Raw genomic sequence first — 15,643 nt, 5'->3', positions numbered from 1 at the left:
CAGAATGACGTTTATTACTGCTATATTAATAAAATTATCTCACCAATTTCTTATACTTAATACGTTTCGGCATAATATCGCCACCCAAACGTTTCTTCTTATTTTCTTCGTAATCTGAGAAGCTTCCTTCAAAGAAATACACTTGCGAATCTCCTTCAAAAGCAAGGATATGGGTACAAACCCTATCAAGGAACCAACGGTCGTGGGAAATAACCACACCACACCCGGCAAAGTTTTCCAAACCTTCTTCCAGTGCTCTAAGCGTATTTACATCCAAATCGTTGGTAGGCTCATCGAGTAATAAAACGTTTCCTTCTTCTTTAAGAGTCATCGCTAAATGAAGTCGGTTTCTTTCCCCACCAGAAAGCATATTTACTTTCTTGTTTTGTTCACTTCCGCTAAAATTAAATCGACTTAAATAAGCTCGGGAATTCACCTGGCGGCCGCCCATCATCACCAATTCCTGTTCATCGCTAAAGTTCTGCCAAATGGTTTTTTCAGGATCTATATTAGAATGCGCCTGATCTACATAAGCGATCTTCGCGGTTTCTCCAACCTCAAAACTTCCTTTATCGGGTTGTTCTTCGCCCATTATCATTTTAAAAATGGTAGTTTTACCGGCACCGTTAGGTCCAATAACGCCTACAATCCCAGCCTGCGGAAGTTTAAAATTTAAATCTTCATAAAGCAATTTATCACCAAAAGCTTTACTCACTCCATTAGCTTCAATCACATTGGTTCCTAACCTTGGCCCGTTTGGAATATAAATTTCCAGTTGTTCGTCCATTTGCTTTTGGTCCTGGCTCAACAACTTATCGTAATTATTTAAACGCGCTTTTTGCTTGGCCTGGCGTCCTTTTGGATTCATTTTAGACCATTCCAATTCTCGTTCTAAGGTTTTTTGACGCTTACTGGCTTGTTTTTGTTCCTGCGCCATACGTTTAGACTTCTGGTCTAACCAGGAAGAATAATTTCCTTTCCACGGAATACCTTCGCCCCTGTCCAGTTCTAAAATCCAACCGGCAACGTTATCAAGGAAATAACGGTCGTGTGTTACCGCGATCACGGTTCCTTTATATTGCGCTAAATGATGCTCCAACCAGTGTACCGATTCGGCATCAAGGTGGTTAGTAGGTTCATCTAAAAGTAAAATATCAGGTTCCTGAAGTAACAAACGGCAAAGCGCCACACGTCTTCTTTCTCCGCCAGAAAGTACAGAAATCTTTTTATCGGCTTCCGGAGTTCTTAAAGCGTCCATTGCAATTTCCAGCTTGGTATCAAGTTCCCAGGCATTTGAAGAATCAATTTTATCCTGAAGCGCAGCCTGCTTATCCATAAGTTTCTGCATCTTATCGGCATCTTCATAAACCTCTGGCAAACCAAACTGGTCGTTAATTTTATTGTATTCGTCAAGAATCGCAACCGTTTCGGCCACACCTTCTTTTACCACTTCCAGTACGGTTTTATCTTCATCTACCTTTGGTTCCTGTTCAAGGTAACCAACAGAATATCCCGGAGAAAAAACCACATCACCCTGGTAATTTTTATCTTCGCCGGCAATAATTTTAAGTAAAGTAGATTTACCCGAACCATTTAAACCAAGAATCCCAATTTTTGCACCATAGAAAAAACTAAGGTATATATTTTTCAAAACCGGGGTATTCGCATTTTTATAAGTCTTGGTTACCCCAGACATTGAAAAAATCACTTTTTTATCGTCTGCCATATTTAATTTTTTTAAGCTATTTTAAGATTGCAAATATCTAAAAATAAAGTCAGAATTCGGTTCGATTATTTATAAAGCCCAAGTAAGCGCAAGATGAGTAACATTTGCCCAGTATGATATGCCGTATGCTCAATTACCAGCATAATTTCCCTTAGTAAAGTATGATTTTCAGAGTTTTTAACCGGAAGATTTATTTCATTTTCAGCATCTAAAATAAAAGCTTTAAAATCCTCTCTATCTTTAAAATAATCTTTCTTTAATTTTTCCCAGGCTTCCTCGGTTTGAGGAGCTGAATTCTTTGGCCAGTAATCATCGGGCCATTTTGAGCTTTTATAAGCTTTGGAAGTAGCATATTCCAAAATATCTTTTTGAGCAAAAGAGATATGATAAAAAAGTTCGTAAAAAGAATAGGGTAAATTATGAGGCTTCTCTCCTAATTTTTCAAAAGGAATTTTATCGATAAAGTCTTCTAAAGCCATAAAAGCCTCCCCACCTTCTAAATGCTTAACTAATTGCTCTTTGCTTGTGGAATTTGACATGGTATTATTTTAAATTCTACCTTTTAGCGCATTAAACGCCCAGGAAATAGCAAAAAACCCAATCCCTGTAACCGAGAAACCAATCGCATAATCCCGGTATTTAAGCACTCCCAATAAAATTATAGCGGCGCCAATTATAAATAAAGCAAAAGATGCCCAGGCGAAAATGGTATTTTTATTCATTCCCATATTAAAGATTTTATACAAATATCGGGTATTTTACATTCCTAAACCACAAGTAAAATTCACTCTATTTTGTATTTTAGCCAAAAGACGGCTATAAATTTAAAATTTACTGAAATTTTGATAATTATTCGAGCTATTTAAAAGATATTTCTAATTTCAGGAATTAAAAAATCATAATATATGAATATGAAATTCAATAAAAATGAGGATCATAATAAACTATTGGTTTCTTCATTGAATCATAAACTTAAAAAAGTAAAACTTGGTGGTGGAGAAAAGCGCATCGAGAAACACCACGCCAAAGGGAAAATGACCGCCCGCGAACGAATCGATTTTTTGCTCGACGGCAAATCGAATGCTATAGAAATAGGAGCTTTTGCCGGGGAAGGAATGTACGAAGAACACGGGGGTTGCCCCTCGGGCGGCGTGGTCGTGAAAATTGGTTATGTTTCAGGCAAACAGTGTATTGTTGTGGCTAATGATGCCACCGTAAAAGCAGGCGCCTGGTTTCCCATTACCGGAAAGAAAAACTTACGCGCGCAGGAAATCGCTATAGAAAACAGACTTCCAATCATCTATTTAGTAGACAGCGCCGGGGTGTATTTACCAATGCAAGACGAAATATTTCCGGATAAAGAACACTTCGGAAGAATTTTTAGAAATAATGCCGTGATGAGCAGTATGGGAATCACCCAAATTGCTGCGGTAATGGGCAGTTGTGTAGCCGGTGGTGCTTACCTCCCAATTATGAGTGATGAAGCAATTATTGTTGAAAAAACCGGAAGTATTTTTCTTGCGGGGAGTTATCTCGTAAAAGCTGCGATTGGCGAATCTGTAGATAACGAAACCCTGGGTGGCGCTACTACACATTCTGAAATTAGCGGAGTAACAGATTATAAGGCGAAAGATGATAAAGACGCGCTTACCCGTATAAAAAATATTATGGATAAAATGGGCGATTTTGATAAAGCCGGATTTAGTCATAAAAAAGCCGTAAAACCAAAAGAAAATCAGGAAGATATCTACGGAATTCTTCCTAAAAAACGCAGCGACCAATACGATGTTCGGGAAATTATTTCCCGCCTGGTAGATGGCTCAGAATTTGAAGAATATAAGGAAGGTTATGGCCAAACCATTATCACCGGCTACGCAAGGATAGATGGTTGGGCCGTGGGTATAGTTGCTAATCAGCGTAAAATTGTAAAGACCAAAAAAGGAGAAATGCAGTTTGGCGGAGTGATCTATTCAGATTCGGCTGATAAAGCCACTCGTTTTATTGCAAACTGCAACCAGAAAAAAATTCCGTTGGTTTTTCTTCAGGATGTTACCGGGTTTATGGTAGGCAGTAAAAGCGAACACGGCGGCATTATTAAAGACGGTGCTAAAATGGTTAGCGCAGTTAGCAATTCGGTAGTACCAAAATTCACAATTATTATGGGGAATTCGTACGGCGCGGGAAATTACGCTATGTGCGGAAAAGCTTACGATCCAAGACTTATCGCAGCCTGGCCTAGTGCAGAACTTGCAGTTATGGGTGGCACACAAGCAGCAAAAGTTTTAGCGCAAATAGAAACCGCCGCAATGGAGAAAAAAGGGGAAAAAGTTGATGAGGAAAAAGAAAAAGAAGTTTTTGAGGCGATAAAATCACGTTATGATGAACAAACTTCGCCTTATTACGCTGCAGCCCGTATGTGGACAGACGCTGTAATAGATCCTTTAGACACCAGGAAATGGATATCTATGGGGATTGAAGCTGCCAATCACGCGCCAATTGAAAAAGATTTTAATTTAGGAGTGATCCAAACATAATTTCAGAAATAAATATGAAAAACTTAATTTTAATGCTGGCTGTTTTCCTTACGGCGTCCAATATTTCCTGCGCCCAGGTTTTGAGCAACAAAGAAGGTAACTATACTGAAGCCGATTCCCTTCGAGGATCGCTTAGAGCAGAACGAGCTTACGATGTTCAGAAATATCATTTAAAGCTTAAAGTTGAACCCGAAAAGCAATTTATTTCAGGTTCCAATACTATTAGCTTTATTGCTGAAGAGGAGCTCACTACTATTCAAATAGACCTTTTTGAAAATATGCAGGTAGATTCTATTCTTCAGAATGATGAAGTTTTAGCTTTTGAACGCAAACACAATGCAGTTTTTATCGAATTAAATGATTCAGTAAAAGCTGAAGAAAAAGGAGAAATTCAATTTTATTATTCCGGAAAACCAACCGTGGCTAAAAATGCGCCCTGGGATGGCGGTTTTGTTTGGGATAAAGATGATAATGGAGATCATTGGATAGGAGTTGCCGTGCAGGGCACCGGTGCCAGTCTTTGGTACCCAAATAAAGACCATCAAAGTGACGAGCCGGAAGAAGTTCAGTTAGATATCGCAGTTCCTAACGGATTAATGAATGTTTCTAACGGACAGTTTTTAGGTGAAAAAGATTTAGGAAATGGCTTTACCGAGTGGAGCTGGAAAACCGTAAATCCTATCAACAATTATAATGTGATGATCAACATTGCGAATTATGAGCATTTCTCTGATTCTTATGGTGATCTTAAGCTCGATTATTATGTTTTGCCTTACAACCTGGAAAAAGCTAAAGAGCAATTCAAAGAAGTTAAACCAATGATGGATTGTTTTTATGAAAAATTCGGGGAGTATCCTTTTGTGGAAGATGGATTCAAACTAATTGAAACTCCTTACCTCGGAATGGAACACCAAAGTGCCGTTGCCTATGGAAATGAGTATAAAATGGGTTATCTGGGTAATGATCTTTCCGGGACCGGTATTGGCTTAAAATGGGATTATATTATTATTCATGAATCGGGTCACGAATGGTATGGCAACAGTATTACCGCGAAAGATATTGCAGATATGTGGATTCACGAGGGCTTTACTTCCTATTCTGAAGCTGTCTATGTTGAGTGCCGCTGGGGAAAAGAAGAAGCTTTGGAATATCTTAAAGGAACCCGCCGCGGCCTTGGGAATAACGCAACAATTATTGGCGATTATGGTGTGAATAACGAAGGCTCGGGAGATATGTATTTTAAAGGCGCTAATTTATTAAATACCATTCGCAGTATTTATGACAACGATGAATTATGGTGGAAAACACTGAAAGAATACACCGAAACTTATAAACACCAGATCATCGATACTAAAACCACTGAAAATTTCTTTGATAAAGCTATCGATGTTAACCTCGATCCAATCTTTGATCAATATCTAAGACATACTGATCTACCTAAACTCGAATTTAGAAAAAAAGAAGGAAAAACCCAGGCAAGATGGATCGCTGATGTTGAAGATTTTAAAATGCCGATAGATATTTTGGTTGATGGAAAGGAAATTAGAATCACTCCTACCAATCAATGGCAAGATTTAAAAGAAAACATAGCCCTTGAAAAAATAAAAGTAAACGAACTGGAATTTTATATAACATCCGCTTATATAAGATAAATTAGAAACATGCCTTATCAACCTGCAGAATTAAAACCTCTGCAGGTTTTTTATTTCTAGAAACTGCCCATTTAAAACTTGAGAAAATAAATTTATTTCGATGGGATAAGTATTAATTCTTCCTGCCTGCCGTTTACATATAGAAAACCCTCAGCACCCCAAAATCCAGCTTCTTCTAACATTATTCGAATTTCCTGATTCCATTCTTCCAGGAATACGCTGGTATTGAGTTCTATTGCGTACACTGTGTTTTCATTTAACGGATATTTTCCGCTTCCTGGCACACCTTCCTGTGAATCCCACATCCCTATAGTTGTCCCGGCAGAATGACCGTATAAACCCAAAGGATGAGTATAAATCATAGGTTTTAAGCCTTCTTCCCTGGCCTGATTTAAACTCTCTGAAAGAATTTGGTTTCCAGATTTTCCAGTTTCAAAATTTCCGGTTAAAATATCCTGAAGTTGGTTAGCCTTTTCAAAGGCCTTTTCAAGAAATTGAGGAGCTTCGGTTTCACCTTGTTTAAGCACATACGCCATTTGCTGGCAGTCTGTATTCAATCTTAAATAAGTAATTCCAAAATCACAGTGAACCAAATCTCCCCGGTAAATCACCTTTCCTTCTTTGTTTGAGGAAAATGCCAAAATATGATCTTCCAGAGCTTCTTCGTCCCGCTGAATAGAAACGCTTGGATGAAACCAGGTTTCCAAGCCAAGTTCGGTAACTTTTTGCCGCATCCACCACACCACATCCTCGGTGGTGGTTTCCCCCGGAATAATTACCTTTTCACTGAAAGCTTCCCTGATAATATTTTTAGTTATTTCAACCAACTGAGGATAAAGCTCCATTTCCATCTGGGTTCTGGTTTCAATCCATCCTACTGCTAACTCTTCCCCGGAAACAAGTCGGTTTTTATAAGTGCCTGGTAAATAATCCAGGAATTCTTCAGAGTCGGTTTTTACCAATCCATCGGCCAAACCATAATTTTTTGAAAAATTCAGTGCAATTCGTTGCGGATCTCTTGTTTCTATAATATCAATAAGTGCCTTCCACTGTTCAGGTTGTTTTTCTGGATCCCAGGCGGCTTCAATACTTTCTCCCACCTCATAACGAGCCACGGCAAGTCTTTCCAAAGAATCGATTTCTTTATTTCTGTGAAATACAAGAATAGTTCGCCGCCTGGCATTCAACCAGGTGGCTGGTAACATTGTGCGCAATACGGGATCTTCATTGTATTCCCGGGAAATAACAATCCACATATCTATCGCCGCATTGTCCATTAAACCGGGCAGAAGGTTTTCAAATTTGTCGCTAAGAATTTCATTTACAAGCCTGGCTCTTTCACGCTCAGGAAGAATTTGAGCCGAAGTATTTAAAACACTCAGCAGCCCAATTAATAAGAATAGTTGATACATCTATGGAATTAATTCACCTTACTTTTAAAGGTATTTTCTCTGTGAATTTTCCCGGTATGGGTTTCTTCAAATTTTTCTATAAAATAGATTTTTTTGGGCCGTTCATATTTCTCAAGGCTACTTAATTCACTAATCTCTTTCTGCAATTTTTCAAGAAAATCTTCTGAAAACTCATTTTCAATAAACAATACCAGTTTTTCACCGAGAGAATCATCTGGCATTGCTGTTACAAACAAGCGCTGAGCTATAATTTTAGAAAGCTTCTTTTCAATTTGTTCGGGATGAAGTTTTATTCCACCAGAATTGATCACATTATCTATTCTCCCTTTCCATATAAACTTTTTGTAGGTAAGTATTTCAACCACATCATTTGTGGTAATAATTTCGTCTGAAAGTTTAGGAGCTTTAATCACTAAGCAACCCCTCTCGTCCTGTGAAATATTAATATTCGGCAAAACTTTAAAGGGACGTGATTTTTTCTTGTTTTTTGAAGGATTCAATCTTTTTGCGGCAATATGGGTAACGGTTTCAGTCATTCCATAAGTCTCATAAACTTTGGTACTAACTTCCTTTACCATCTTTTGAAGTCTTGGAGAAACCGCTCCTCCTCCAACAATGAGCTTTTTTATGAGATGCAACCGCCCAACCGAATTATCTAACTGAAAAGGCGTCATCGCGCAAAAATCGTATCGTTTAAAAACCTGATCTAAAGGGTTGGAGGATGGAGGAACCATATCTATTTGCCAGCCGAGTATCATTGCCCGAATTAGCATCATTTTTCCGGCAATATAAGTGGCAGGTAAACATAATAGAGCGGTAGTTTTTTCGGGTAATTCAAAGAAACGGGAAGTTGCAATGGCCGAGTTGATCATGTGCTCCTTTTTGATTCTTATAATTTTTGGTTTCCCGGTAGAACCTGAGGTTTTCACCTCAACATATTTAGACGGCTTGATCCAATCTAATAGAAAACTTCCTATTTTTTCTTCAAATGCCTCTCCTTCTTTTATAAAGCTATATGCCACTAAATGAAGTTCGGCATTGGTATAATGTCGTTTATTCAGCCTAAAATCGGGGTGGGTTTCCGGTACTTTATATTTATCTGCCATATTTAAAACCAAATATGTTACTTTTCTCTCTTTTGAAAGTTAGCAAATTGTAATGATAGTTTTAACTTTCTTCTGAAAGTTTTAAGGTTTCAGGCTTTTCTATCTTTCCAAAAAGTTTATTTTTCCAATTGCTCCAACCATATTTTTTAGCCATAATAAAAAGAAAAAGCGGATAAATTATGAATACTGGAATGGCCACATCCCAAAAGCTTGCGATAGGTGCAGAGACGTCTTTAAATATAGATTCGGTTTGAAAGGCAGTCCAGTCGGCAGTAACTAGAAGCGCTGCTACCAAATTATTGGCGGCATGGAAACCAAGTGCCAGTTCGAGACCCTCATCCATAAGGGTCATAATCCCAAGCATAAACCCGGTACCAATATAGTGGATCATAATTATATCCCCCAGTTGACCAACCTCCGGATTAAAATAATGAAGACCACCGAATATAAAGGAAGTGAGGAATAATGGAACCCAGCGATTTTTGGCAAAAACACCTAATCCCTGCATTAAATATCCCCGGAACATATATTCCTCAAAACTAGTTTGTAGAGGAATAAATATAACAGCAATTCCTAATAAAATAAGAAAAGATGTTGGTTCAAAATTTAACTGATAATCTTCGGGGTAGAAGAAATAATATCCCAAAGTGGTAAGAATAGTAAAAACCGCTACCAGCATAAAAGCAAAGAAAAATCTACTCCAATCTATCTTCTTTCGGGTAGTTGTAAGGGTTTTTAATGGTTGTGAATGCAGGTATTTTGCATTGAATAAAACCGCAACAAGACCGGCTGCAAAAGGTAATAATAAGAAAAAGAGCGTAAGGTTTGAATCTAAGACTTTCAATATTCCTGATTGGTCCATAGCGGCATCAAATCCGCCTTCTAAAGTCAAGGCTACAAGAAACGGGATTTGGGCTATAAAAACCGCAATCATGATTATAACTACTCCAATAATATATCTCCATAATTCGTGATGAAACCGGAACGCTTGTGCTATATACATTTACTAAAAATTAAATTCCCAACTTTTGGCTGGATTATATTGAATATTTCCTTTTTCTACCTCTAGAGGACTTTGAATATTATTGGTGTATAAACTTCCTGTGCCAAGTCCCTGCGGCATTTTACTGTTTTTTGTATACGTAAATTGTGAAATGGCATTTAGGCCCAAATTACTTTCCAAAGCACTGGTTATCCACCAGCCAATCTTGCTGTCTTCGGCTAAATCTATCCAATCTTGTGTGCCTTTAAAGCCACCGATTAAACTCGGCTTCAAAATAATATATTGAGGCTTTATTGTTTGTAACAATTCTTTCTTTTTTGTTACATCAAAGATCCCAATCAATTCTTCGTCTAAAGCTATAGGCAGCGGAGTTTCTCTGCATAAATCTGCCATTTCCTTCCACTGTCCCTGTTTTAAAGGTTGCTCTATACTATGTAATTGAAATTCACTTAAACGCTTCAGTTTTTCCAGGGCTTCTTCAGGTTTAAACGCGCCGTTGGCATCTACGCGTAATTCTATTTCTTCAGAAGAAAATTCGGTTCTAATATATTTTAAAAGCTCCAGTTCAGTCTCAAAATCTATGGCGCCAATTTTCATTTTAATACAATCAAAACCCGCTTCAATTTTCTCCTGAATTTGAGATTTCATATAAGACTTTTCTCCCATCCATATCAATCCGTTTATGGGAATTGAAGCTTTTCCGTTAGTAAATTCAGATGGAAATATTTCAAAAGGATTTTTGGCATTTAAAGAGCTAAACGCCATTTCTACCCCAATTTGAATGCTGGGGAATTCTTTTAATTCTTCCCAAAGCATCGTTTCGCCTACATTGATATTGTTACAAACCCACTGCAATTTCTCTTCATAATCTGGCCTGTCATCTACACTAAGACTTCTAAGAATTCCACATTCACCGAAACCAACTTTATCGCCATCGGTGATTTTTAAAAACCAGGTTTCTTTAGTAGTAAGAACGCCCCGCGAAGTTCCGCTGGGGCGTTTAAAATTTAAGATATACTTTTTATAATTTGCCTGCATATATTTTTGTTGCGAAGAAAGCCTAAACTATAATTCCAGGCTCTCTCCTATTTCAAGAAGCATAAGGTCTTTCCCTTCATCAAAGAACTTTCTTTTTGTTTCTTCGTGGTCTATTTCAATATAGCCAAAAGTATCATAATGGCAACCCAAAACCTTGTCACATTCTACAAAGTCACTTGCTATAATCGCATCTTCAACGCCCATTGTAAAATTGTCGCCAATGGGGAGAATGGCCAGATCTAATGTAGTGCGCTGCGGAATCAATTTCATATCCATAGTGAGCGCGGTATCGCCAGCAATATAAATATTTTTGTGTTCTCCTTCAATTACAAATCCGCCGGGTTGGCCGCCGTATTTTCCATCTGGGAAAGAACTGGTATGAATCGCGTTTACGTATTTTACTTTTCCGAATTCAAAGTCCCAGCTTCCGCCGTGGTTCATTGGGTGAACTTCAAGGCCTTTTTCTTCGTAATGGTTAGCAATCTCAAAATTACTCACAATTACGGCACCGGTATTCTTTGCAATTTCTTCGGCATCTAAAGTATGATCCTGGTGTGCGTGAGTAAGTAGAATATAATCGGCTTTAATATCTTTAATATCGATCTTATCCTTAGCGAGTTCATTGCCGGTGATAAACGGATCTACCAAAACGTTGAGGTCTGCTATTTTAATTCCGAAGCAACTTTGTCCGTAATACGTGATTTTCATAACTAAAATTTTATGGTTCGCCCTAATTTAAGGATTCGCTGAAAAAGGTTTGAAAAGACCAAATATATAATTTTGTTAAACTTCTTACCATACCTGGCCTAAACCAAAAAGTACAGCCGTGGCGAAGGTAGAAAGCGCTAAAATTTTAAGTTCAGGATCCAAAAGTGTGGGATTTTCATTTTCCACCACTCTTTTAAGGTGAAGTATTAACGGAATTAATGCCGGGATATAAAGAAAATCGTTTACACTTTCCAGGCTAAGCACGGTGAATATAACCAGGCACAAAATAGCACTAAGAATAAGCGAATAATGATAGTTTTTAGCTTTTTTAGCGCCCAGTTTCACTACCAAAGTATTTTTACCCGCTTTTTCGTCTGAAATTCTATCGCGCATATTATTTAAATTTAGCACTCCTATACTTAGCAAACCAATACTAATTGCGGGAAGTAGCACATACCAATTCCACTGATGCGCATATAAAAAATAAGAACCGTAAACGGCAACCAAACCGAAGAAAATAAACACAAAAACATCGCCCAGTCCACGATAACCGTAGGCCGATTTCCCTACGGTATATTTAATGGCCGCCGCAATTGCACCCACCCCGAGCAGGAAAAAAAATAAAGCATATCCTAAATTTTCTTTTCCGAAAGCCGCATAAATAAGTAAAACAGCAAAAAGCAAAGTAACGATAGCGGTAATAATAATTCCCAGAAACATTTCCTTCTGAGAAATAAGTCCGCTTTGGATGGCGCGTTGCGGTCCTACCCTATCTTCATTATCTGTTCCTTTAACACCATCGCCATAATCGTTAGCAAAATTTGAAAGCACCTGTAAGCCCAAAGTGGTGGCCAGCGCCAAACTAAAAATACTAATATTAAAAAAGCCCTGTTCTACGGCGATGGTAGTGCCTACAATAATTCCTGAAACCGATAATGGTAAAGTTCTTAACCTGGCAGCGCTAATCCACAAATTTATTTTACTCATTTAGTTTAAAATCTTTACCATTAATTCTTTAAGTAAATCGCCGTGAGAAACATTTACGGCGCCAACGCCTTTTCCTTTTACATCACTTTCGTGCAGCAGGCCAATAACCTGACTCACTTTTTTCATCGGGTAATTTTTTGCTGCGGCTATATAATCCCCAACAAAATAAGGATGCACTTTTAGCTGTTTGGCCACGTTAGCTTTAGATTTATCGGGCAGGCCGTGATATTGCATAATTTGTGAGAAATAAGAAAACAAAAGCGAAATAGTCACCACCATTGGGTTGTCTTTCGGGTTTTGCGCGAAGTAATTTACAATGCGGTGCGCCTTTAAAGAATCTCGCATTCCTATGGCTTTTCGCAATTCAAAATTATTGAAATCTTTGCTTATCCCTATATTCTGTTCAATAAGTTCAGGGGTTATCTGAGTCCCTTCTGGAGTGATAAGTTGGAGTTTATTTAACTCATTATCAATTTTTCCAAGATCAATTCCTAAAAATTCTACCAGCATTTGGGCTGCCTTAGGAGAAATAGTATAATTCCTGGCTTTTAGGGTCTTCATAATCCAGTCGGCCACCTGGTTTTCATATAGGCGCTTACTTTCAAATAAAATCCCGTTTTTCTTTAAAACTTTAGAAAGTTTTTTCCGTTTGTCCAGGCTTTTATATTTGTAGCAAAAAACCAAAGTGGTGGTAGGCTGCGGATTTTCGGCATAGGCTACCAGGTTTTCAATTGTTCGGGAAAGATCCTGGGCTTCCTTTACAATAATCACCTGCCTTTCGGCCATCATTGGGTAGCGCTTGGCATTACTAATAATTTCGTCTACGCTGGTATCGCGGCCGTACATTATAATTTGATTAAAGCCTTTTTCCTCTTCTGCCAGTAAATTTTGCGCTATAAAATCTGAGATTCTGTCTATATAATAAGGTTCTTCGCCCATTAAAAAGTAAAGCGGCGAAACACTGCCTTTTTGAATATTGTTCACAATCTCTTTTGCTTCTTCCATTAACCTGAAGGATTTTTTTAAATTTAAACCGAAGCTTGCCGCGCTGTGGTTTTGTTTTTTACTTTTGGGCTATGTTAGCGCTAAATTTTCCAAAGTATAAGTTTCGGTTCAAAAATAGTGAAAATAAAATAGCCGTTTTTGATGAACTCCGGAAAAAATTTGTAGTCTTAACTCCCGAAGAATGGGTGAGACAGCACGTGGTCAAATTCCTTACTTTAGATAAAAATTACCCGAAAAACCATATAAATGTTGAAAAGCAACTCAAACTGGGAAAACTTACCAAACGCTATGATGCCGTGGTTTTTTACCCTGACGGAAAAATAAAGGTGGTGGTAGAATGTAAAGCCCCACATATAAAGATTACCCAGGAGGTTTTTGACCAGATAGCAAGGTATAATTTAAGTTTAAAGGCCGATTTTTTAATGCTTACCAATGGCTTGCAACATTATTATTGCAAACTGGATTATGAAAAGGAGAAATATGATTTTCTACCTGAAATCCCCGACTATATTTCTTCCAAAACTTCTGAAAATTTATGACGACTGCAGTAGTAATTTTAAACTGGAACGGGCGCGATTTACTAGAGCAGTTTTTGCCTTCGGTACTTAGTTTTTCTGAAGAAGCCAATATTTATATAGCCGATAATGCTTCTACCGATGATTCAGTAGCATTTGTAAAAGAGAATTTTCCGCAAGTAAAAATTATTCAGAATAAAGAAAACGGCGGCTTCGCAAAAGGATATAATGATGCGCTCTCAGCATTAAAAGAAGATATTTTTGTGCTTCTTAACAGCGATGTAGAAGTCACCAAAAACTGGTTGAACCCCCTTCTTGAAATTTTTAAAAAGGAACCTAAAACAGCGGTGGTTCAGCCCAAAATCCTCGATTTTAAAAGAAAAAAATACTTTGAATATGCCGGGGCTGCCGGCGGATATATAGATAAATACGGCTATCCATTTTGCCGGGGAAGAATTTTTGAAACTTTAGAAGAAGACCGCGGGCAATATAATGACGATGTTCCAATTTTTTGGGCCAGCGGTGCCTGTTTGGCAATTAGAAAAACGGTTTATTGGGAGACCGGCGCACTAGATGAAGATTTTTTCGCACACCAGGAAGAAATAGATTTATGCTGGCGAATCCATAATTTAGGCTACCAAATAAAATCTTCTGGCATTTCCAGCGTTTATCACGTGGGTGGTGCTACTCTAGATAGTATGAATCCCCGAAAAACTTTTTTCAATTTTAGAAACAGTTTATATATGCTTTTGAAAAACGTTCCGGCTCCAAATGTATATGGTATTTTGATTATAAGAATGATCCTGGATGGAATGGCGGGCATTAAATTTATAGCCGAAGGTAAATTCTCACATTTATATGCTATCCTTCAGGCGCATACCGCTTTTTACCGTAACTTTCGAAGAATATATAGAAAACGGAAAAGAGTTCCAAAAAACCCTCAATATTTTCAGGTGAAATCTATTATTTGGTCTTATTTTTGTTTAGGCAAAAAGGAATTTTCTAAATTAAAATAAAGGTATTCAAACTTATGTTTAAGCATCTTTTTCCGCTTTATATTTTTTTGATACTTTTGAAACATCTAACATTAATAACAATTACAAGATTATGAAACGAATTATGCTTTTATCGGCCACCGCCGTTATTTTGTTCTCCTCTTGCGTATCTAATAAAAAATACGCCGAGTTGGAAGATAAACAAAAACAAACCCAGGATGAACTAAATACCGCGACTATTAAATTAAACGCGTGTTTGGAAGATAAACAAAACCTGAATCAGCAAATTTCAAGGCTTAACAATACCAATGCGGCCTTGTTAAACAACGTAGGTGACCTTGCCACCCTTTCTAAAAAAGAAGCCGAAAACCTTGAACGTTCTCTTGAGAGCATTAAAGAAAAAGATTTGGCTATTAAATCAATGCGTGACGCCATTACCAAAAAAGACTCTGTGACTTTAGCCCTTGTAACAAGTTTAAAAGGTGCTTTAGGAAATATGGCTGACGAAGACATTGAAATAAATGTTGAAAAAGGTGTGGTTTACGTTTCTATTTCTGATAAATTATTATTTGATAGTGGAAGATATAATGTAACTGACCGTGCTAAAGAAGTACTTGGTAAAGTTGCTACTGTAGTTAAAAACAAGCCAGACATCGAATTTATGGTTGAAGGCCATACTGATGATAAAGCCATTAAAACTTCAATGTTTGAGGATAACTGGGATCTTAGTGTGAAAAGAGCTACCTCTGTAGTTAGAATTCTTCAGGACGAATTTGGTGTAGAGCCAGCTAGAATGACTGCCGCTGGTAGAAGTTACTATGTACCTGTATCTTCTAACGATACTGCTGAAGGTCGTGCTAAAAACAGAAGAACAAGAATTGTTGTTCTTCCTAAACTTGACCAGTTCTACGGAATGATCGAAGAAGGAATGAAATCTGCTAAGTAAGCTTTTTAATCCTTTT

15 protein-coding genes are annotated in these 15,643 nt (G+C 37.7%); 5 read left to right on the top strand and 10 right to left on the bottom strand.

Annotation, left to right across the window (positions count from 1 at the left end):
* Positions 1–34: 34 nt before the first annotated feature.
* From ettA to B5488_RS15740, 3 genes are all read right to left on the bottom strand, one after another.
* The gene (gene ettA, locus B5488_RS15750) at positions 35–1,726 is read right to left on the bottom strand and encodes an energy-dependent translational throttle protein EttA (protein WP_079736126.1); all 1,692 of its coding nucleotides are present in this window, start codon (positions 1,724–1,726) and stop codon (positions 35–37) included.
* A 65-nt stretch (positions 1,727–1,791) separates the two neighbouring features.
* Positions 1,792–2,265, bottom strand: a complete 474-nt coding sequence (locus tag B5488_RS15745; RefSeq protein ID WP_079736125.1) for a DinB family protein — start codon at positions 2,263–2,265, stop codon at positions 1,792–1,794.
* 9 nt (positions 2,266–2,274) lie between these two features.
* Positions 2,275–2,454: a CAL67264 family membrane protein gene (locus B5488_RS15740; RefSeq protein ID WP_075326058.1), complete on the bottom strand. Its 180-nt coding sequence runs from the start codon at positions 2,452–2,454 to the stop codon at positions 2,275–2,277.
* Between the two features lie 177 nt (positions 2,455–2,631).
* On the opposite strand from B5488_RS15740, the gene B5488_RS15735 reads away from it, so the two are divergent.
* Positions 2,632–4,260 (top strand): acyl-CoA carboxylase subunit beta, encoded by a 1,629-nt coding sequence (locus tag B5488_RS15735; protein ID WP_079736124.1) that lies wholly within the window; start codon positions 2,632–2,634, stop codon positions 4,258–4,260.
* Positions 4,261–4,274: 14 nt separating this feature from the next.
* Complete coding sequence (locus B5488_RS15730; RefSeq protein ID WP_079736123.1) at positions 4,275–5,912, top strand: M1 family metallopeptidase; 1,638 nt, start codon at positions 4,275–4,277, stop codon at positions 5,910–5,912.
* 92 nt (positions 5,913–6,004) lie between these two features.
* Here the strand turns inward: B5488_RS15730 and B5488_RS15725 are convergent, their stop codons facing one another.
* The 7 genes from B5488_RS15725 to holA form a co-directional block, all read right to left on the bottom strand.
* Positions 6,005–7,324, bottom strand: coding sequence for a M24 family metallopeptidase (locus tag B5488_RS15725; protein WP_079736122.1), 1,320 nt, complete (start codon positions 7,322–7,324; stop codon positions 6,005–6,007).
* A gap of 8 nt (positions 7,325–7,332) precedes the next feature.
* A complete protein-coding gene (locus B5488_RS15720; RefSeq protein WP_079736121.1) occupies positions 7,333–8,430 on the bottom strand; it encodes an AMP-binding protein in 1,098 nt (365 codons plus the stop codon).
* Positions 8,431–8,491: 61 nt separating this feature from the next.
* On the bottom strand, positions 8,492–9,433 hold the full coding sequence (locus tag B5488_RS15715) for a CPBP family intramembrane glutamic endopeptidase (RefSeq protein WP_079736120.1): 942 nt from the start codon (positions 9,431–9,433) through the stop codon (positions 8,492–8,494).
* Positions 9,434–9,436: 3 nt separating this feature from the next.
* Positions 9,437–10,471: an o-succinylbenzoate synthase gene (locus B5488_RS15710; protein WP_079736119.1), complete on the bottom strand. Its 1,035-nt coding sequence runs from the start codon at positions 10,469–10,471 to the stop codon at positions 9,437–9,439.
* Positions 10,472–10,498: 27 nt separating this feature from the next.
* A complete protein-coding gene (locus tag B5488_RS15705; RefSeq protein ID WP_079736118.1) occupies positions 10,499–11,179 on the bottom strand; it encodes a metal-dependent hydrolase in 681 nt (226 codons plus the stop codon).
* 84 nt (positions 11,180–11,263) lie between these two features.
* On the bottom strand, positions 11,264–12,166 hold the full coding sequence (locus tag B5488_RS15700; protein ID WP_079736117.1) for a 1,4-dihydroxy-2-naphthoate polyprenyltransferase: 903 nt from the start codon (positions 12,164–12,166) through the stop codon (positions 11,264–11,266).
* Complete coding sequence (gene holA / locus B5488_RS15695; RefSeq protein ID WP_079736116.1) at positions 12,167–13,171, bottom strand: DNA polymerase III subunit delta; 1,005 nt, start codon at positions 13,169–13,171, stop codon at positions 12,167–12,169. It lies immediately after the preceding gene.
* Between the two features lie 71 nt (positions 13,172–13,242).
* Between holA and B5488_RS15690 the strand changes: the two genes are divergently transcribed.
* The 3 genes from B5488_RS15690 to B5488_RS15680 all read left to right on the top strand — a co-directional run bounded on the left by B5488_RS15690 (position 13,243) and on the right by B5488_RS15680 (position 15,627).
* Positions 13,243–13,710, top strand: coding sequence for a type I restriction enzyme HsdR N-terminal domain-containing protein (locus B5488_RS15690; protein WP_079736648.1), 468 nt, complete (start codon positions 13,243–13,245; stop codon positions 13,708–13,710).
* The gene (locus B5488_RS15685; RefSeq protein WP_079736115.1) at positions 13,707–14,702 is read left to right on the top strand and encodes a glycosyltransferase family 2 protein; all 996 of its coding nucleotides are present in this window, start codon (positions 13,707–13,709) and stop codon (positions 14,700–14,702) included. The genes B5488_RS15690 and B5488_RS15685 overlap by 4 nt, the downstream gene beginning before the upstream one ends.
* A 91-nt stretch (positions 14,703–14,793) precedes the next feature.
* On the top strand, positions 14,794–15,627 hold the full coding sequence (locus B5488_RS15680) for an OmpA/MotB family protein (protein WP_079736114.1): 834 nt from the start codon (positions 14,794–14,796) through the stop codon (positions 15,625–15,627).
* The last annotated feature ends 16 nt before the right edge of the window (positions 15,628–15,643 follow it).

The sequence above is a fragment of the Salegentibacter salegens genome (assembly GCF_900142975.1).
Taxonomy (GTDB): Bacteria; Bacteroidota; Bacteroidia; order Flavobacteriales; family Flavobacteriaceae; genus Salegentibacter; species Salegentibacter salegens.
The sequence above is the reverse complement of the archived record's forward strand: the minus strand, read 5'-3'. Positions and strand labels throughout refer to the sequence as shown.

Coding starts and splice junctions, on each gene's coding strand:
- ettA (WP_079736126.1), bottom strand. CDS start 1,726: ATGGCAGACGATAAAAAAGTGATTTTTTCAATGTCTGGGGTAACCAAG.
- B5488_RS15745 (WP_079736125.1), bottom strand. CDS start 2,265: ATGTCAAATTCCACAAGCAAAGAGCAATTAGTTAAGCATTTAGAAGGT.
- B5488_RS15740 (WP_075326058.1), bottom strand. CDS start 2,454: ATGGGAATGAATAAAAATACCATTTTCGCCTGGGCATCTTTTGCTTTA.
- B5488_RS15735 (WP_079736124.1), top strand. CDS start 2,632: ATGAATATGAAATTCAATAAAAATGAGGATCATAATAAACTATTGGTT.
- B5488_RS15730 (WP_079736123.1), top strand. CDS start 4,275: ATGAAAAACTTAATTTTAATGCTGGCTGTTTTCCTTACGGCGTCCAAT.
- B5488_RS15725 (WP_079736122.1), bottom strand. CDS start 7,324: ATGTATCAACTATTCTTATTAATTGGGCTGCTGAGTGTTTTAAATACT.
- B5488_RS15720 (WP_079736121.1), bottom strand. CDS start 8,430: ATGGCAGATAAATATAAAGTACCGGAAACCCACCCCGATTTTAGGCTG.
- B5488_RS15715 (WP_079736120.1), bottom strand. CDS start 9,433: ATGTATATAGCACAAGCGTTCCGGTTTCATCACGAATTATGGAGATAT.
- B5488_RS15710 (WP_079736119.1), bottom strand. CDS start 10,471: ATGCAGGCAAATTATAAAAAGTATATCTTAAATTTTAAACGCCCCAGC.
- B5488_RS15705 (WP_079736118.1), bottom strand. CDS start 11,179: ATGAAAATCACGTATTACGGACAAAGTTGCTTCGGAATTAAAATAGCA.
- B5488_RS15700 (WP_079736117.1), bottom strand. CDS start 12,166: ATGAGTAAAATAAATTTGTGGATTAGCGCTGCCAGGTTAAGAACTTTA.
- holA (WP_079736116.1), bottom strand. CDS start 13,171: ATGGAAGAAGCAAAAGAGATTGTGAACAATATTCAAAAAGGCAGTGTT.
- B5488_RS15690 (WP_079736648.1), top strand. CDS start 13,243: ATGTTAGCGCTAAATTTTCCAAAGTATAAGTTTCGGTTCAAAAATAGT.
- B5488_RS15685 (WP_079736115.1), top strand. CDS start 13,707: ATGACGACTGCAGTAGTAATTTTAAACTGGAACGGGCGCGATTTACTA.
- B5488_RS15680 (WP_079736114.1), top strand. CDS start 14,794: ATGAAACGAATTATGCTTTTATCGGCCACCGCCGTTATTTTGTTCTCC.